This is a genomic window from Prescottella sp. R16, from assembly GCF_030656875.1.
Taxonomy (GTDB): Bacteria; Actinomycetota; Actinomycetes; order Mycobacteriales; family Mycobacteriaceae; genus Prescottella.
On record NZ_CP130943.1, the window covers coordinates 4,120,812 to 4,137,660 of the forward strand.

The 16,849-nt window shown below is 68.5% G+C and carries 16 protein-coding genes; 7 read left to right on the plus strand and 9 right to left on the minus strand.

The window, feature by feature from the left end; genetic code table 11:
* Window positions 1-6: 6 nt before the first annotated feature.
* Complete coding sequence (locus Q5696_RS19265) at window positions 7-627, minus strand: TetR family transcriptional regulator (RefSeq protein WP_305092849.1); 621 nt, start codon at window positions 625-627, stop codon at window positions 7-9.
* A gap of 402 nt (window positions 628-1,029) precedes the next feature.
* On the opposite strand from Q5696_RS19265, the gene Q5696_RS19270 reads away from it, so the two are divergent.
* Entirely contained in the window at window positions 1,030-2,565 is a 1,536-nt protein-coding gene (locus Q5696_RS19270; protein WP_305092850.1) for an acyl-CoA synthetase, read from the plus strand.
* Here Q5696_RS19270 and Q5696_RS19275 read toward each other — a convergent pair.
* Both Q5696_RS19275 and Q5696_RS19280 read right to left on the minus strand, forming a co-directional pair.
* Window positions 2,539-3,321, minus strand: a complete 783-nt coding sequence (locus tag Q5696_RS19275; RefSeq protein WP_305092851.1) for a DUF7159 family protein — start codon at window positions 3,319-3,321, stop codon at window positions 2,539-2,541. The two genes, Q5696_RS19270 and Q5696_RS19275, sit on opposite strands and share 27 nt — an antisense overlap.
* Window positions 3,322-3,326: 5 nt before the next feature.
* Complete coding sequence (locus Q5696_RS19280; RefSeq protein ID WP_305092852.1) at window positions 3,327-4,316, minus strand: carboxypeptidase-like regulatory domain-containing protein; 990 nt, start codon at window positions 4,314-4,316, stop codon at window positions 3,327-3,329.
* 290 nt (window positions 4,317-4,606) lie between these two features.
* Between Q5696_RS19280 and Q5696_RS19285 the strand changes: the two genes are divergently transcribed.
* Complete coding sequence (locus tag Q5696_RS19285) at window positions 4,607-7,135, plus strand: helix-turn-helix transcriptional regulator (RefSeq protein WP_305092853.1); 2,529 nt, start codon at window positions 4,607-4,609, stop codon at window positions 7,133-7,135.
* A gap of 42 nt (window positions 7,136-7,177) precedes the next feature.
* On the opposite strand, the gene Q5696_RS19290 is transcribed toward Q5696_RS19285, so the two are convergent.
* Window positions 7,178-8,422 (minus strand): acyl-CoA dehydrogenase family protein, encoded by a 1,245-nt coding sequence (locus Q5696_RS19290; protein WP_305092854.1) that lies wholly within the window; start codon window positions 8,420-8,422, stop codon window positions 7,178-7,180.
* A 153-nt stretch (window positions 8,423-8,575) separates the two neighbouring features.
* Here Q5696_RS19290 and Q5696_RS19295 point away from each other — a divergent pair, with 153 nt between their 5' ends.
* Window positions 8,576-9,100: a MarR family winged helix-turn-helix transcriptional regulator gene (locus Q5696_RS19295; protein WP_305092855.1), complete on the plus strand. Its 525-nt coding sequence runs from the start codon at window positions 8,576-8,578 to the stop codon at window positions 9,098-9,100.
* On the plus strand, window positions 9,097-9,492 hold the full coding sequence (locus Q5696_RS19300) for a DUF5313 family protein (RefSeq protein ID WP_305092856.1): 396 nt from the start codon (window positions 9,097-9,099) through the stop codon (window positions 9,490-9,492). Before Q5696_RS19295 ends, Q5696_RS19300 begins: the two co-directional genes overlap by 4 nt.
* 23 nt (window positions 9,493-9,515) lie before the next feature.
* Here the strand turns inward: Q5696_RS19300 and Q5696_RS19305 are convergent, their stop codons facing one another.
* From Q5696_RS19305 to Q5696_RS19315, 3 genes are all read right to left on the minus strand, one after another.
* Complete coding sequence (locus Q5696_RS19305) at window positions 9,516-10,790, minus strand: RNA polymerase sigma factor (RefSeq protein ID WP_305092857.1); 1,275 nt, start codon at window positions 10,788-10,790, stop codon at window positions 9,516-9,518.
* A gap of 6 nt (window positions 10,791-10,796) precedes the next feature.
* On the minus strand, window positions 10,797-11,141 hold the full coding sequence (locus Q5696_RS19310) for a YciI family protein (protein WP_305092858.1): 345 nt from the start codon (window positions 11,139-11,141) through the stop codon (window positions 10,797-10,799).
* Window positions 11,142-11,241: 100 nt separating this feature from the next.
* Window positions 11,242-12,219 (minus strand): alpha/beta fold hydrolase, encoded by a 978-nt coding sequence (locus tag Q5696_RS19315; protein WP_305092859.1) that lies wholly within the window; start codon window positions 12,217-12,219, stop codon window positions 11,242-11,244.
* A 160-nt stretch (window positions 12,220-12,379) separates the two neighbouring features.
* Here Q5696_RS19315 and Q5696_RS19320 point away from each other — a divergent pair, with 160 nt between their 5' ends.
* Window positions 12,380-13,528, plus strand: a complete 1,149-nt coding sequence (locus tag Q5696_RS19320; protein WP_305092860.1) for an esterase-like activity of phytase family protein — start codon at window positions 12,380-12,382, stop codon at window positions 13,526-13,528.
* A gap of 3 nt (window positions 13,529-13,531) precedes the next feature.
* On the opposite strand, the gene Q5696_RS19325 is transcribed toward Q5696_RS19320, so the two are convergent.
* On the minus strand, window positions 13,532-14,368 hold the full coding sequence (locus Q5696_RS19325) for an alpha/beta hydrolase (protein ID WP_305092861.1): 837 nt from the start codon (window positions 14,366-14,368) through the stop codon (window positions 13,532-13,534).
* 97 nt (window positions 14,369-14,465) lie between these two features.
* Between Q5696_RS19325 and Q5696_RS19330 the strand changes: the two genes are divergently transcribed.
* Complete coding sequence (locus Q5696_RS19330) at window positions 14,466-15,086, plus strand: FHA domain-containing protein (RefSeq protein WP_305092862.1); 621 nt, start codon at window positions 14,466-14,468, stop codon at window positions 15,084-15,086.
* 6 nt (window positions 15,087-15,092) lie between these two features.
* Here the strand turns inward: Q5696_RS19330 and shbA are convergent, their stop codons facing one another.
* The gene (shbA, locus tag Q5696_RS19335; protein WP_305092863.1) at window positions 15,093-15,716 is read right to left on the minus strand and encodes an RNA polymerase sigma factor ShbA; all 624 of its coding nucleotides are present in this window, start codon (window positions 15,714-15,716) and stop codon (window positions 15,093-15,095) included.
* 143 nt (window positions 15,717-15,859) lie between these two features.
* Here shbA and Q5696_RS19340 point away from each other — a divergent pair, with 143 nt between their 5' ends.
* Window positions 15,860-16,849 carry a sigma-70 family RNA polymerase sigma factor gene (locus Q5696_RS19340; RefSeq protein ID WP_305092864.1) on the plus strand — a complete coding sequence of 330 codons (990 nt, stop codon included), beginning with the start codon at window positions 15,860-15,862 and terminating at the stop codon, window positions 16,847-16,849.

A 16,849-nucleotide genomic window follows, 5' to 3' on the forward strand; every position in this document is an offset into this window, starting at 1 on the left:
AAACTCCTAGAGGTACGGGGCGGGAGGCGATGTGGGGGCCTCGAACATGGCCACGAGTGCGCCCACGATGTCGGCGACGATCGCAGTGGTTTCCGAGGGGCTGTGGCCGGCGCCCTCTCGGGCGGCGAGCGCCGTCATGTTGAGCATGACGGCGTTACCGGTCCGCCAGCCTGCGATGTCCGCCGGTGCCGGGCAGAGGTCGATCAGCAGCTGATGGACCCGTCGATAGCTCTCTGCCATCAGATGCTTCCGGGTCAGATCCGCGAGCGCGGGGTCGGTGACCGCCTGCACGAGGAAGCGCGCGTAGCGACTGCCGGGCCGGCCGAGGGTCTCGGCCGCCAGGGGGTGGACGAGGGCTTCGACGGCGAGCCGGACGGTTTCCGGGGAGCCCGACTGCTCCATCGCGTCGAGCAACCGGGTGCGGCGGGCGTTGACCGGGGCCATGCGCGTCCCGATCAGAGCGTCGAGGAGTCCGTCCCGGGAACCGAAATGATATTTCGCCGCGGAATTGTTGGATTGGTTTGCTGCGAGCTGGACGTCTTTGAGCGTGAGTGCCGGCAGGCCACGCTCCACGATGAGCCGTTCGGCGGCGTCGATCATCGCCGTTCGGGGAGTGGTGCGGGTCACACAAAGGACTTTAAGGCCGCAGACTTAACCTGTCAAGGGGTGAGGGTTTCCGCTGTCCTCAACTCTCTCGGTCGGGATCAGAACCCTCACCGAGCAACGATTGTCAGGGGTTGCGCGCGACAGCACGGCGCGATAGTTTGCCGTCGTCGATGTAGTGCAGAAATCATACGAGCACCGCATCCGTACCGGAATCCTCATTACACGTCATTTTCTGCGCATTCATTCCCTGCATTCGTTGCGCACAATTATCGACGCCCTTCCCGGGAATCTCCCGGTCGGGCGCTTCCGTCGAACAATGGCGGACCTCTGATCTCGGAAAGGGTCGACATGGCACTGTCTGCTCTCATTCGCCCCTGACGACGTCACGAACCACCCGTTCACGGCACCACCATGGAGGTCTCGATGTACCCCGGAACACATGCTCGCACCCACCCCGACAGAATCGCCGTCCGGATGAGCCGCGGCCCCGGCCTGACCTACCGGGAGCTCGACGAGCGTTCGGTACGACTCGCCCGCGAGCTGCGTGCACGGGGCCTGAAGGTGGGTGACGGTATCGCGATCCTGGCCGAGAACCACGTCCGTTTCTTCGAAGTTTATTGGGCGGCAGTACGGTCCGGCCTGTACGTCACCGCGATCAACCGGCACAGCACACCGGACGAGGCCGCGTACATCATGGCGGACTCGGGGGCGCGGGTCCTGATCTGCTCGCACGGCTTGCAGGAGACCGTCGTCGGGTTGCTGCCGCTCCTCGACGCCGACGTGCACCGCCTGATGTTCGACGGTGTCGTCGACGGCGTCGAACACTACGAGGACGTACTGGCACAGCAGTCGCCGGAACCCCTCGACGACGAGCCCCGCGGCCAGCTGATGCTCTACTCCTCCGGCACCACGGGTCGACCGAAGGGGGTCAAGCGGGCGCTGACGGGTCTGCAGGTCGACGACCCTGCCGCACCCCACAACTCGAACCTGCTCTGCAGCATCACCTCGATGGACGGGGACTCGGTGTACCTGGTGCCCGGGCCGCTCTACCATGCCGCAGCATTCAACTGGTCGATCGCGGTGCAGGAGATCGGCGGCACCGTCGTCGTCATGTCGAAGTGGGATCCGGAGGAGTTCCTGGCGTCGGTCGAGCGTCACCGCGTCACACACACCCAGCTCGTACCCACGATGATGGTGCGGCTCCTCAAAATGGACCCGGAGATCCGGGCCCGCCACGATCTGTCCTCACTCGAGGCCCTGCTGCATTCCGCCGCGCCGTGCCCCGTCGGCGTCAAGCTCGAGATGCTGGACTGGCTGGGGCCGATCGTAGACGAGTACTACACCGGCACAGAGGGTCTCGGCGTCACATTCGTCGCGGCACCGGACTGGGAAGCTCGTCCGGGCACAGTGGGCCGGTCGGTCACGGGTCCGATCCACATCTGCGACGACGACGGCAGGGAGTTGGCCGTGGGCGAGGTCGGCACGGTGTACTTCGAACGCACGGGGGCGCCCTTCAGCTACCACAACGACGAGACGAAGACCGCCGACGCGCGGCACCCGGACCATCCGACCTGGTCGACGATCGGGGACGTGGGACGCCTCGACCCGGACGGCTACCTGTACCTGACGGACCGCAAGGCGTTCATGATCATCGCCGGCGGTGTGAACATCTACCCTGCCGAGATCGAGAACCGGCTGATCATGCACCCGGGTGTCGCCGACGTCGCCGTGTTCGGTCTGCCCGACGCCGACATGGGCGAGTACGTGCACGCCGTCGTGCAACCCGCACCGGGTACCGAGGCCACCCCGGAACTCGCGGACGACATTCTCGCGTTCGCCCGGGAACACCTCTCCCGGTTCAAGGTGCCCCGCATCCTCGAGTTCCGGGACGAACTGCCCCGACTGGAGTCCGGCAAGCTCCGCAAGGACCTCCTACGCGCGGAATACCTGCCCTGCTGAACGGTGCCCGCCCGCTCGCCGGAGGAGCGATCCGAGTCCGTTCGGACTCCTGTGGCGGGCCCGCCCGACCCGTGCCGTACCGGGGAGCTCGACGTGGACGACGGCGCGTTCGGCGGCGACGATCGCCGCGCCGATCGGCAGTGTCCACCGGGCATCGAACGGGGTGTGGGTGTCGATCCGTCGTTCGCCGGCCAGGTGTGCGATCCGGGCACGTAGCGCTGCCCCGATCCCCAGTGTGACAACGGATCTGCGTCCCCACGGCAGCCGCCGCAGCAGTTCGTCCAGGATCGATTCGATCGCGTCGCTGCCGATGTAGTTGGCCGGGTAGCGGACGGCGTGGTGCACTCCTCGGGTGGCCAGGTCCACCGTGAGTGCCACGATGTCGTCGGCTTCGGTCGCGAAGACGATCGCGGTCCGGCTGTCCTGCAGTTCCGGCATCGACTGGAGATAGCCGATGCGGGCGTCGGTCACGCTCACGAGTGTGACGATGCCGGTGCCGTGGGGCTGGAACGCGTCACCGAGGGCGGCGGCGATCTTCGCGTCGGACGACACTACACCGGTTACCCTGGGGCCCAATCCGATTCGTTGCGCTCGACGGAGCATGGTCGTGGCGGCCTCGAACACGGGATCGAACCCCGGTTCACGCCACAGGGTGTCGCTGCGACGGTCGATCGGGCCGAGTTCGGGGGCGTCGGTGTCGAGGAGGACCGCGTGGACCGATGCCGCGTCGACCGCGATGCCGAGAGATTCACGCATGCCGGTCACCGTTCCTCGACCACGACGTCGGGCTCTTCCGCGACAGCGGATTCGGCCGGTATCCGAAGGTCGAGGCCGGACACCGTCGTGTTCGCGTCCGACAGCGTGACCGGCACCGTCGCGGACATCGACGGTGCGCCGGGTGCGTCGTCCGGGGCCGACGCGGTGACCGTGTACAGGCCGGCGACGAGCCCGACGAACGCGAACCTTCCACTCTCGCTTGCGGTTGCCCGGCGTTCGATCCGATCACCGCACCGGTCCTCCCCGCGCAGGGTCACCACCGCGCCCGGTACGGGGTCGCCGGCGTCGTCGACGACGACGTCCGCGATCCGGCCGACCGCCTGCACCCGGTTCGCGGTCGGGCGTTCGGCAGGTTCCTGCGCCGCACCGGCGCCCGCCGGATCGCAGCCCTCCGGCCGCGCCACGAAGGTCAGTTGCGTCGTGTTCGAGGTGACGAGGGTCAGCGGTGACGTCCCGGTCAGGGTGACCCCGGTGGTGATCGCCCCGGAGGACGGTCCTGCGGCAGCCGATGCGGTTGCCGTCACCACCCTCGTCGTCTGCTTCCGCGGCGCGAGATCTCCCAGGTCGCAGGTGAGTACCGTCAGGACCCCGGCGGGGAGGAGTGTCGATCCCGGCCCGCAGAAGGCCGGCACCGCGTCCAGCACCAGTCCCTGCCAGATCGGGATCGTCACGACGGCGTCGCGGAGACCGGCGGTGCCGGGGTCGATGTCGACGACGAACGCGACCCGGTCGCCGGAGCGGACGACGCCGTTCGACGGGTCCGCGTCGCCACCGGTGGAGTCCGACGGATCGAACGGCGGTGTGCCGTCCATCTGGGTGAGCGTGACACCGGGGAGCGGACTTGCCAGCGATGCCGCGGCGACGCCTCGACCTGCGGTGTCACCGACCACGACGACAGCTGCGGTCACCGCGGCCGCTCCAACTGCTGCGATGGCGAACGATCCACGGTGGCGTCCGGGGAGGAGAGTTCTCATGACACGTCCTTCGACACGGTCCGAGGATCTCGACCCCCGATGTATCGGATCCCGGCGAGGAATGGGTGATGCTGACTCGTCCATCGAATCGGCCGGCCGACCGACGATCGGCGCTCAGAGGGATGAGGACGCGGGTGAATCTTCGGAAAACGGACGATTGAAGGGTGAAGTTTCCGTGTCGGGGCGGTCGGTACGTGGGACCGCCCCGACGGTGCGGTAGAGGTGATGATGCTCGTATCAGTTCGGCAGTTGTGACCGTCACGGCGCGCGCCCGTTCCCGAAGGACCACGATGATCGACCCGCGCCGCGGTGAGGATTCCTGTGGCTCTCCCCCCGTCCCGCTGCCACCACAACGCTTGCGGTCACTCGTCGGACAGGACGCCCCACTCACGGTGCTCCGCGGTCCGCACGGCCACGACAAAGAACGTTTGATCCGGTGGTGGGCGTCCGCCCGTCCCGACGATGCGATCGGTGTCTGCGTCGTGCCCGGCCACGACTGGGACTCACCCCGGCTGTGGCGGGCCGTCGCTTCGGCGCTGACCGCGTCCGGGGCGGTCGCACAGTCCGGCACGGCCCCCACCGCCGGCACCGCCTTCGCCGAAGTGAGCCGCCTGCTCGAACACCTCCCCCGGCGGGTTCGCCTGGCACTTCCCGGTATCTCCCGGCTGACGGATCGGGAGGTCGACGAACAGATCCGGCGCATCGTCGACACCTGTCATTCGGTGGACGTCGCGGTCGGTGTCACCGGACGGTCGGCGTTCCGGGATCTCTACGAGCCGATCTGTCACACGCTCGACACCGACCTGCTCCGGCACACGGTCGACGATGTGCGGGACGTCTTCACCACGGCCGGTGTCGACGCACGCCCCGGTGAGATCGAAGAGATCCTCCGGGCGACGGCGGGCCTGCCCGCTCTCACCTACACCGCGATGGACGTCGTGGCGGCGTTGCCGGAGATTCCCCTTCGGCACCATGTGCTCTCTCGGCGGATGCGCGACGCGGTGTCCGCACACATCCGAACCACCGTTCTCGGGTCACACGTCGCCGCCGAGCACCGATCGTTCCTGGAACGGGTCGTGGCAGCCCACGCCGTGACGGTGAATACTGCCCGATTCCTTTCCGGGAGTTCGGATCCCGTCCGGCATCTCGTCGCACTCGAAGAGGGGGGCATCCTCGCGTACCGGGACTCCGCGAACGGGCCGGTATGGGTTCCGCCTCAGGCGTTACGTGATGTGCTGCTCGACGATCAGCGGTCGAGTGGACTGCACGTGGACACGCAGTTGTCGCTGCTCGCCTACCACCATCATTCGCTCGGCGAGTATGCGCTCGCCCTGCAGTGCGCCACCGAGTCCCGGCAGTGGGTGCTGGTGTCGGCGATCGTCGACCGGCACCTCTCCGACCTGATCGACGCCGATCTCACCGTTCTCGGTGCAGCATTGCGCGCGCTGCCGGGGGAGCTGCTCGCCACCCGGCCGCGTGCACGGGCGGCCCGCAGCCTGATCGAACACCTCGGCGCCGATCGGCCGCGCACCGCCCCGGTCGGCCGGATGACGAACGTGCGGTCCTTCACCGATCTGGCACATGCGACGTTCGACAGCATCCTGGCTCGGCTCGCCGGCGAGTACGACGAGACCGACGCCGTGACCGCACGGCTCCGCAGGGTGCTCGCCACCCTGGACGATCGTCCCGCCGATCCCGTCGAGATGCTCCCGTTCATCCGGATGCAGTGGGCGTTGACGCACCAGCTGGCGGGCAACTTCCCGGATTCGCTCGCCGAGTTGGGGATCGCGTACCGGCTCGGGGACGCAGCGGGACTGAACTACATCGCCCGGAACGCCGCCGGTAACGCCGCACTCGCTTGGGCTTTCGCCGGCGACCACACGCGTGCGCAGGAATGGCTCGCGCTCGAGCATCCTCATGCCCCGAAGGATCGGTGGACCGACGAACTGACCCGCGTCGGCGGTCTGGTCGCGCGGATGTTCCTCGCTCTGGACGTCGGAGACGCCGCCCGGGCGGCGTCGGCGCTGGCCAGGCTCGAACAACTCCCACCCGTCGTGGAGTTGTGGCCGTATCTGATGTACGCCCGGTGTCGGCACGCACTCTCGAACCAGGACCCGTACCGGGCCTCGGCCCACCTGGCCGAGGTCGACTCCCGGCGGCGACAGGCCTCGGGAACGTTCGTGCGTTCACTCGTCGATGCCGTCGAGATCGACGTGCATCTCGCGCTCGGCGACGGTGTCCGAGCGCTGCGGGTCGCGACGAGTGCGTCCCGCACCCAGCCCTGGGACGTCGTCGCGAGCGCTCGTGCACATCTCCTCACCGGACGCTATTCCGCTGCCCTGGCCGCGTGCGGGCGCTACGACTGGCTGTCCACGCCCTACACCCGGTTCCAGCTCGATGCGCTTCTCGTGCAGGCCGTCGCACTGCACGAGACCGGCCGCGCCGCGGCCGCACGCCGCTTCTGGCGTCACGCCTGCGGCATCGCCGACAGCAGTTCGTACCCCACTGCGCTCTACCGGTTTCCGCACACTGCGGTCGGTGCGCTCGCCGCCGACACCGGCATCCCCTTTCCTCGGGTGCGGGAGGGACTCGCGCATCACCCGGAGATCCGGACCCCGCATCTCACGAGTCGCGAACTCGAGGTGCTCCGGTGTCTCGCGCGCAGGCTGCGGACCGTGGACATCGCCACGCAACTGCACCTGTCGGTTTCCACGGTGAAGTCGCACCTTCGCACCCTCTACCGCAAACTCGACGTCCACACCCGCGGCGACGCGGTGGACGCCGCCCACCGGCTCGGCCTGCTCGACGGAACCGGCTGACCGCCCCGGCCCGCGCCACCTCACGCGGGCCGGGGACCGGAATCACTTGCCCAGGAGTCCCTTTGCGATGTGGGTGACCTGGATTTCGTTGGAGCCGGCGTAGATCATGAGCGACTTGGCGTCGCGGGCGAGCTGTTCGACCTTGTATTCGGCCATGTATCCGTTGCCGCCGAACAGCTGCACGGCCTCCATGGCGACCTCGGTCGCGGCGCGGGACGAGTACAGCTTCATGGCCGACGCCTCGGCGAGCGTGACGGGGTTGCCGGACGCGGTGCGTTCGATGGCGTTGAACACCATGTTCTGCACGTTGAGTCGGGCGACCTCCATTTCGGCGAGCTTGAGCTGGATGAGCTGGAACTGGGCGATCTCCTTGCCCCACAGCTTGCGGTTCTTGGCGTAGTCGATGGACAACCGCTGGCATTCGTTGATGATGCCGAGTGCGAGCGAGGCGATGCCGATGCGTTCGGCCGCGAACGACTCCTTGGCGCTCTCCTTGCCGTCGCCCTTGGCAGGGTTCTCGGTTTCGCCGAGCAGACGATCCTTGGAGATACGGACGTTGTCGAAGAACAGCTCGCCGGTGGGCGAGGAGTTCATGCCCATCTTCTTGAACGGGGCGCTCTGTGTGAAGCCCTCCATGCCCTTGTCGAGGACGAAACCGAGGACCTTGCGGTCGCGGCGGTCGACGGAGGCGTCGCCCTCGTCGAGCTTGGCGTAGACGATGGTGACGTCGGCGTAGGGGCCGTTGGTGATGAACGTCTTCTGCCCGTTGAGGATGTAGTCGTCGCCGTCGCGGCGGACGTACGACTTCATGCCACCGAAGGCGTCGGAGCCGGAGTCGGGTTCGGTGATCGCCCAGGCACCCACCTTCTCCATCGTGACGAGTTCGGGCAGCCAGCGCTTCTTCTGCGCGAGGGTGCCGCGGCTGCGGAGGGTGCCGACGGTGAGGCCGAGGCTGACGCCCATCGAGGCGACCAGGCCGAGGCTCACGCCGGCGAGTTCGCTGTTGAGGATGACGCCCATGCTGCCGGCGCCGCTGAATCCGCCGCCCTTCTCCCCGGAGTCGGGCACGGTCTCGCCGCGTTCCTTGGCCTCCTCCTTCGCGAATGCCTTTTCGAGGGATTCACGGGCCATCTCGTCCATGCCGAACGTGGCGTACATCTTGCGGATGATCTCGAACGGCGGCAGTTCGCCGCTCTCGAGCTTGTCGACGTGCGGCTTGATCTCCTTGTCGATGAAGCCGCGCAGGGCGTCCCGGAACATCAGATCGGTGTCGGACCACTCGTACATCTCGTTACTCCAGTCGAAAGTGCTGTGGGTGTGGCCCGCAGTACAGGCCCGGCCGCCCCGTGGTGACCGTCACAACCACACATATAGAACACGTTCTCATTTGTCCACCCCGAGGCGTTCCCCACATTTAGTTAGTGCACGATCAAATCGTGTATGCTCCATTTTGTGATCGAGGACGAGCAGGACATCGACTGGGGTGACATCGACCCACTGGCCCTCCACCGTCAGGTGTGTTTCGCGCTGGCCGTCGCCAATCGGGCCGTGCTGTCCGTCTATCGCCCGATCCTCGAGCCGATGGGCCTGACCCATCCGCAGTACCTGGTGATGCTCGCGTTGTGGGGGGACGCACCGATGTCGGTCAAGGAGATCGGGCAGGCCCTGCAACTCGATTCGCCGACGCTGTCGCCACTGCTCAAACGACTCGAGGCGAGCGGGCTGATCACCCGCACCCGCAGCGCCGCGGACGAGCGGCAACTCGTCGTCGACCTCACCGACGCCGGTCGGGCACTGCGCGCACCGGCCGAGAAGATCCCCGGCACCGTCGTCCGGCGCCTCGGCTCGAGTCTCGACGAACTCGAGGAACTGCACTCGGTCCTCACCCGCATCAACGCCGCCGCCCTGCGCGCCGGCGCCCTCACCGAACAACCCACGCCAGCCGAGAAGGACGGACAGCCATGACCAGCGAGCACCAGGGCCGACGCCGCCCGAACCCGTTGCAGTGGATCGCCTACTCGTGCGGCCGCAAACTACCCGACTCGATGCAGGACTGGGTTCGCAACGACCTGATCGGCGACTGGGCCGTGCCCCGGCACATGATCCGCAGCATGGTGCCGTTCATCCCGATCTTCGCGGCGTTCCTCCTGTTCCCCGGACCGCTGTGGCTGCGTGGTTCGATGGTGCTGCTGGGCCTCTTCCTCGCCCTGTTCTACTCGGCGGCATACATGGAACAGAACCGGCAGCGCCGCCTCGAGAAGCACGGTCTGCCCCCGAACCTCGAGAACCCGAAGAAGATCGCCCGCTTCAACGCCGAGAAGGCCGCGTACGAGAAGTCGTACCCGAACACCTTCTAGGGCATCAGGATCCGGGAACCGCACTACGCCCGACCGTCCTCCATCTCACCGAGCCGGCGTTCGAGGTAGGCGCGTTCCGGGTCGGTGCCGGCCGATTCGAGTGCACACCGGTATGCGTCGGCGGCCTCCTCCCTCCGTCCGAGGCGGGTCAGGAGTTCCGCCCGCGCCGCCGCGTACGGGTGGTACGCGCGCAGCCGCGGCTCGTCGGACAGCCCGTCGAGAAGTGCGAGCCCGGCCGCCGGACCGTCACGCATCGCTACCGCCACTGCGCGGTTGAGCCTCACGACCGGCGACGGCACCAGCCGGATCAGCACGTCGTACAGGGCCACGATCTGCGGCCAGTCGGTGCTCGCGACGTCGGGGGCCTCGTCGTGCAGCGCGGCGATCGCGGCCTGCACACCGTAGGCGCCGGGCGGGCCGCCGGTGAGAGCCCTCAGCACCAGGTCGCTGCCCTCCTCGATCATCGGGCGGTCCCAGTCGGCGCGGTCCTGGTCGTCGAGCAGCACCGGTTCGCCGCCCGGTCCGGTCCGGGCTCCGCGGCGGGCGTGCACGAGCAGCATCAGCGCCAGGAGACCTGCCACCTCACGTTCGTGAGGCAGCAGGCGGTGCAGGACGCGGGTCAGCCGGATCGCCTCCTCGGCGACCTCGAGGCGCTGCAACCGCGGTCCGGTACTCGCCGCATATCCCTCGGTGAAGATCGAGTACAGCACCTGCAGGACGCCGGGCAGCCGCTGCGGAAGCTCGTCGGCACCCGGAACGCGGAAGGGAATGCGGAGGTCCCGGATCCGCTTCTTGGCCCGGGTGATCCGCTTGGACATCGTCGCGGTCGGGACGAGGAAGGCCCGGGCCACCTCGGGGGTCGTGAGGCCGGCGAGGTAGCGCAGGGTCAGCGCCGTGCGATCCTCGGGCGGCAGCGCCGGGTGTGCGCACGTGAAGAACAATTGCAGCCGCTCGTCGGGCAGTTCCCCGCTCGCGTCGGCGGGCGGAGCGGGATCGGCGCGATCCGCCTCCACCTGCAGCACCGCGATCCGCGCCGCGAGCACCTGGTCCCGGCGCAGGCGGTCGACGGCCCGGCGCCGGGCCGTGGTCTGCAGCCAGGCGCCGGGCTTGGACGGCACCCCGTCGACGGGCCAGTGCCGCAGCGCAGCCTCGATCGCCTCCGACGTGGCCTCCTCGGCCAGATCGAGATCACCGAATCGGCCGACCAGGGCGGCGAGCAGGCGGCCGCGCTCCTCCCGGAACACCGCCTCGACGGCCGTCTCCGCGTCGGCCGCGCAGCCGTTGCCCTCCTCGCTCATCGGTCGTCAGTTGCCGAAGTCGGCGATGGGACGCACCACGATCCGGCCGCCGCCGCGCGAGCCCGGACAGCGCGCCGCCCAGTCGAGCGCGACGTCCAGGTCGGGCACGTCGATGACGTAGAAGCCGCCCAGCACCTCGCGGGTCTCGGCGAACGGTCCGTCGGTGGTGACGGTGCGGGCGCCGTCCTCCCCCACCTGGATGCTGGTGGCGGTGACGAGGTCGGCCAGCGACTCCCCCGAGACGAAGATCCCGGCGTCCTTGACCTCCTTGTCGTAGACCATCCAGTCCTCGGGGGTGCAGTCACTCGAGGCGTCTGCGGACTCGGCGTTGATCAGCAGCAGGTACTTCATGATCGGTTCCTCCTCGGGAGGTGCTCGTTGTTGTCGTACACCATGACGACGAACGAGGAGACTCCGAAAGGACAGTTCCGGCGAACTTTCTTTCGCGTCGTCAGTCCAGCCCGTCCAGGAACTCGATCATCGCGGCGTTGACCTGCTCGGCGGCCTCCATCTGTACGAAGTGCCCGGCGTCCGGGATCACATGGGTCGAGCGCAGGCCGGGCACCATTGCCTCCATCGTCTCGAACGGCCTGTCGCCCATCATCTCGAGCACCGGGTCCTTCGCGCCCGCGATGAACGTGGCGGGGACGGTGATCGGGCGGCCCTGCAGTCCCTCGTTCTGTTCCCACACGTAGTCGTCGGCGCGGTACCAGTTGAGCCCGCCCGTGAACCCGGTGCGCGTGAACTCTTGAACGTAGTAGTCGAATTCGTCCTCGTTCAGCCACGACCACGGCAGCGCGGGCGGCTCGGGCAGCACATCGAGGTAGCCGTTGTCGGCGGACGGGAAATTCCAGCAGTCCAGGTAGCGGTTGGCACCGGAGAGGGCGTGGAAGATCTTGGCGAGGAACTCCCGCGGATGGTCGCCGAGTTCCCGATCGGCCGGACCGTACTCCTGGAAGTAGTGCATGTGCAGGAAGTGCTGGGACGCCATGTGCCGGAACGCGGTCGTCGGCCGCACCGGCGACCGGGGCGTGCGCGGGACGCTGAGTTGTATCAGGCCGCGTACCCGGTCCGGCGCCCACGCCGGCAGATCCCACACCAGCTGGGCGCCGAAGTCGTGCCCCGAGAACACGGCCCGCTCGATGCCGAGTGCGTCGAGCAGACCGACCATGTCGTCGACGGTGTGGCGGCGGTCGTACTCGCGGGGATCCGCCGGCACGTCGGTGCGGCCGTAGCCGCGCATGTCGGGGGCGATCACCCGATACCCGGCCGCGGACAGCGCCGACAACTGATGCCGCCAGCTGTACCAGAGTCCGGGGAATCCGTGACAGAGCACGACGGGATCACCCGTGCCCTGCTCCGCGATGTGCATGTCGATGTCCCCGACACGCACGGTCCGATGAGTGAGTGTGGTTGCAGGATCAGCCATTTACGGACGATACGACAGTTCATTGCCGCGCACCGGGCGAACTCGTATACCCGGTGCCTCGACCGAACGTTCGACAGTTTCACCGACGTCCGTCGGCCCGCCACTCCCCCGTCACCCGAGCATGGCGGACAGTTCACCCGGCCCGCCCACGCTCCTTCGCATGCAACCTTCCCGCCGCTGGGCCCTCCTCGCCGTTCCTGTCGCCCTCACCCTCGGAGCCTGCTCCGATGCCGACGCCGACGCCGACACCCGATCGGTGTCCTCGGTGACGCATCTGGCCACGATGCAGGTGCCCGACGGGCTCACCCCGTTCGACACCCCGCTCGGTGGACTGTCCGGCATCGATTACGACGCCGACACCGGCAGTTACCTCGTCGTGAGCGACGATCGCGCCCAGAACGGCCCGGCCCGCGCCTACACGCTGACGCTGCCCTTGGACGGCGACGGTGAGTTCACCGGTACGGCACCGGAGTTCACGTCGATGATCGAGCTGACCGACATCGGGGGCGTCCCGTACCCGGAAAAGGGTGTCGATCCCGAATCCGTCCGCCGGGTGGCCGGGTCCACCGATTTCGTGTACTCGAGCGAGGGTGACGCATCGAAGTTCCTGGACCCGTTCGTGCGGCTCGCGTCCGCCGACGGCGCGGCGGTGCGGGACTTCGCGGTGCCCGAGCACTACCTGCCCACCGCCGGCCCGGACGGCACGCAGGTCTCCGGCGTCCGCAACAATCTGGCGTTCGAGGGTCTGACGTTCTCGACGGACGGATCGAGACTGCTTGCCCTGACCGAGAACTCACTGATCCAGGACGGCACTGTCGCCACCCCCGAGCAGGGCACGGATTCCCGGGTCCTGATGTTCGACAGCGCAAGCGGTGAGGCGGTCGACGAGTTCGTGTACGCGGTGGACCCGATCAGCGGCGTCTACCCGGACGTCGTCAGCCCCACCGGTTTCACGCTGAAGGCCGACCGCGGCGCCACCGAGATCCTCGCGATCGACGACGACGAATTCCTGGTGATCGAGCGGGGCGCGGTGCCCGGTAGCGGCGTCGAGGCGCAGGTGTTCTGGACGACCACCGCCGGTGCCACCTCGGTGAACGGCAAGGCCACCCTCGACGGCACCGAAACCCCGATGCCGAAGAAGCTGCTGTTCGATTTCGCCGACACCGGCGCCGACCCCGACAACGTCGAGGGCATCACGTGGGGGCCGACGCTCGACGACGGCACCCGCACCGTCGTCATCGTCGCCGACGACAACTTCAATCCGGAGGGTGGTCAGCACACGATGTTCCACGTGCTCGCGGTGCGCTGACGCTCAGCCCAGGCGCGGGGTCAGCCAGTCGACGAGATCCCCGAGTACCGTCTCGCGTTCGGGTTCGTTGAACACCTCGTGGTAGAGGCCGTCGTACGTTTTCAGGGTGAGGTCCTTCGATCCGGCGCGGGCCGAGATCATCCGGCTGCCGGTGATGTCGACGAGGCGGTCGGCGGTGCCGTGCAGGACGAGGGTGGGGACGGTGAGCGACGGCAGCCGGGCCGGGAAACTGTCTGCTGCGGTGAGCAGCCCGCGGGCGATACCGGCGGTGACCTTGCCGTGGTACACCAGCGGATCGGCTTCGTAGGCGGCCACCACGGCGGGGTCGCGGGAGACGTCCTTCGCGTCGAGCGTCTCGACGGGGATGTTGGGGGCGATGCGTCCGACGAGTTTGCCGAGTTCGATCACGATCTTCGGTTTGTCGGTGGACACGACGACGGCCGGCGCGGACAGGATCAGCCCGGTCAGCTCTCCGGGGTGGTCGAGGGCGTAGGTGAGGGCGATCGCGCCACCCATGCTGTGCCCCAGCACGAATCGGGGCAGGTCCGGGTTGTCGGCGGCGGCGATCGTGGCCAGGTGGTGCAGGTCGGCGCCGAAGTCGGACCAGTCGTGCAGTTCGATCCGTTTTCCGCCGGACCGCCCGTGGCCGCGATGGTCCGGCGCGTACACGACGAGTCCGAGACCGACCAGACGTTCGATCACGTGGTCGTAGCGGCGGGCGTGTTCACCGATACCGTGCACGAGCAGCAGGGTGCCGGCGGGAGAGCCGTCCGGCCGCCACACGTCGTAGACGATGCGGGTGCCCCGCACCCCGGTGAAATCCGCTTCTGTGTGCTGCACGAGCGCGAGTCTAGGGCGAAACGACCGAGCGTGTGCCCGCTTGCCCGACCCGGCCGGCGGCGGGACGATGAAGGAGTCCCCTGCCCCGGGAGCCGCGATGAACACGATCGACACCCCGTATCTGCGGTACACCGACCGGACGGGCCGCAGTCACGAGATACCGCTGCCCGAGTCCGGTGCACCGGTCACCGTCGGGCGCGCCCCGGACGCCGTCGTCTCCCTGACATCCGACCCCGAGGTTTCCCGCCTGCACGCGATCCTCGAGCGGGTGGGCAGCGACTGGACGATCGTCGACGACGGTCTGTCCCGCAACGGCACGTTCGTCAACGGGGCGCGCCTCTCCGGCCGGCATCGTCTGCGCAGCGGTGACGGCATCCGGATCGGCAACTCGGCGTTGCTGTTCCGCGACCCGGCACGACCGAGCGGTGATCCGACGAAACTCGCCGACGACCTGCCCGACGTGCGATCGTTGACCGAAACCCAGCGGGCGATCCTGGTGGCACTGTGCCGGCCGTACAAGCACGATGCGGCGTTCGCGACACCGGCGTCCAATCGGGCGATCGCCGACGAGGTGTTCCTCGGCGTCGACGCCGTCAAGACGCACCTGCGTACCCTGTTCGGGAAGTTCGGGGTGGAGGATCTGCCGCAGAACCAGAAGCGGTTGCGGCTCGTCGAACTGGCGCTGCACAGCGGGGCGGTCACCGAACACGATCTGTGACGCCCCTCAGGCCGCGGCCTCGATCCGCGTCCGGTCCCCCAGTCGGTCCCGTAACCGGTTCAGGGCCCGGTGTTGCGCCACCCGAACCGCACCGGCGGTGGTGCCGAGTGCTGCGGCGGTCTCGGCGGCACTCATGCCCCACACGAGTCGCATGACGACGATCTCCCGGTCCCGCGGCGGCAGCGAGTCGACCAGTTGCCGTGCCCGATCACCGCTTTCACCGTTCAGGACGCACTCCTCGGGGCCCGCGTCGGGGCAGACGGGTTCACCGGCCTCGTCGAGCGGCACACAGGACCGGCCGGTGGCACGGTGCGCGTCGGCCACCTTGTGTGCGGCGATCGCGTACACGTACGTGAGGAACGCCGATCCGCGGTCGTCGAAGCGTGGCAGCGCGGTCATCAGGCCCACGCACGTCTCGTGGGCGACGTCCTCGGCGAGGGACTGCAGTGCACCCTGCCCGATCCGCGCGAAGCAGTAGCGTCGCACCAGCGGGTACACGACGGCGACGACCCGCTGCCGGGCCGCACGGTCGCCCGCGACGGCGCGTGGCACCCACTCGTCGAGCACCGTGCGGGCGCGGGCGGCCGATACGTCCCGGTCCGGCGCCTTCACGGCGATCGTCGCGTACATGTCGTTTCTCCTCACCGGACGCCGCGGTCGGCGCTCCCACCCTGTCGATCCTCGGCGCGTGACCCTGTCGGCGACAGGGACCCTCGGGATGGTGTTCACGCACCCTGTTCCCGTTGTCGGAGTCTGCGATTAGGGTTCGGGTCATGACGGTGGAGCGCAGTCTCGACGACGAATTCCTCACGGCCGCAGATCCTTACCGGCGCGAACTATTGGCGCACTGTTACCGGATGAGCGGGTCGATCCACGACGCCGAGGACCTGCTGCAGGAGACGATGGTGCGGGCGTGGCGCGGGTACGGCGCGTTCGACGGGCGGGCGTCGCTGCGGACGTGGCTGCACCGGATCGCCACCAACACGTGCCTCACCGCGCTCGAGAGCCGGGCCCGCCGACCGTTGCCGACCGGGCTCGGGGCACCGAGCTCGGATCCGTCGGACGATCTGGTCGAGCGCCGGGAGGTGCCGTGGCTCGAGCCGGTCCCGGACACCGCGATATGGGACGAGTCCGGGTGGGGGTCGGACGATCCGTCGACGGTGGTGGCGCGGCGCGAGTCGGTGCGGCTGGCGTTCGTCGCGGCCCTGCAGCACCTGTCGGCGCGGCAGCGCGCAGTCCTCGTCCTGCGGGACGTGCTGCAGTGGAAGGCGGCCGAGGTGGCGGCGGCTCTCGGCACGTCCACCGCCGCCGTCAACAGTCTGTTGCAGCGGGCCCGCGGCCGACTGCACGAGGTGATGCCGTCCGAGGAGAGCCTGGAAGAGCCCGAGTCGGACGCCGCCCGCGAGCTGTTGCGCCGGTACGTCGACGGGTTCGAGCGCTACGACATCGACGGGCTGGTCGATCTGTTCACCCGTGACGCGATCTGGGAGATGCCGCCGTTCACCGGCTGGTACGTCGGCGGCCCCGCCATCGCCCGGCTGGTGAAGGACAAGTGCCCGTCGGAGGGCCCCGGCGACATGCGGCTGCTGCCGGCGTCGGCCAACGGGCAGCCCGCGCTCGGCCTGTACATGCGCGGACCGGACGGTGTGCACCGCCCGTTCCAGCTGCACGTCCTCGACGTCACCGAGCGCGGGATCACCCACGTCACCTGCTTCTTCGACACCGGCCTGTTCGGGAGGTTCGGCCTGCCCCAGCGGGTGTGA

Coding starts and splice junctions, on each gene's coding strand:
- Q5696_RS19270 (WP_305092850.1), top strand. CDS start 1,030: ATGTACCCCGGAACACATGCTCGCACCCACCCCGACAGAATCGCCGTC.
- Q5696_RS19275 (WP_305092851.1), bottom strand. CDS start 3,321: ATGCGTGAATCTCTCGGCATCGCGGTCGACGCGGCATCGGTCCACGCG.
- Q5696_RS19280 (WP_305092852.1), bottom strand. CDS start 4,316: ATGAGAACTCTCCTCCCCGGACGCCACCGTGGATCGTTCGCCATCGCA.
- Q5696_RS19285 (WP_305092853.1), top strand. CDS start 4,607: ATGATCGACCCGCGCCGCGGTGAGGATTCCTGTGGCTCTCCCCCCGTC.
- Q5696_RS19290 (WP_305092854.1), bottom strand. CDS start 8,422: ATGTACGAGTGGTCCGACACCGATCTGATGTTCCGGGACGCCCTGCGC.
- Q5696_RS19295 (WP_305092855.1), top strand. CDS start 8,576: ATGCTCCATTTTGTGATCGAGGACGAGCAGGACATCGACTGGGGTGAC.
- Q5696_RS19300 (WP_305092856.1), top strand. CDS start 9,097: ATGACCAGCGAGCACCAGGGCCGACGCCGCCCGAACCCGTTGCAGTGG.
- Q5696_RS19305 (WP_305092857.1), bottom strand. CDS start 10,790: ATGAGCGAGGAGGGCAACGGCTGCGCGGCCGACGCGGAGACGGCCGTC.
- Q5696_RS19310 (WP_305092858.1), bottom strand. CDS start 11,141: ATGAAGTACCTGCTGCTGATCAACGCCGAGTCCGCAGACGCCTCGAGT.
- Q5696_RS19315 (WP_305092859.1), bottom strand. CDS start 12,219: ATGGCTGATCCTGCAACCACACTCACTCATCGGACCGTGCGTGTCGGG.
- Q5696_RS19320 (WP_305092860.1), top strand. CDS start 12,380: ATGCAACCTTCCCGCCGCTGGGCCCTCCTCGCCGTTCCTGTCGCCCTC.
- Q5696_RS19330 (WP_305092862.1), top strand. CDS start 14,466: ATGAACACGATCGACACCCCGTATCTGCGGTACACCGACCGGACGGGC.
- shbA (WP_305092863.1), bottom strand. CDS start 15,716: ATGTACGCGACGATCGCCGTGAAGGCGCCGGACCGGGACGTATCGGCC.
- Q5696_RS19340 (WP_305092864.1), top strand. CDS start 15,860: ATGACGGTGGAGCGCAGTCTCGACGACGAATTCCTCACGGCCGCAGAT.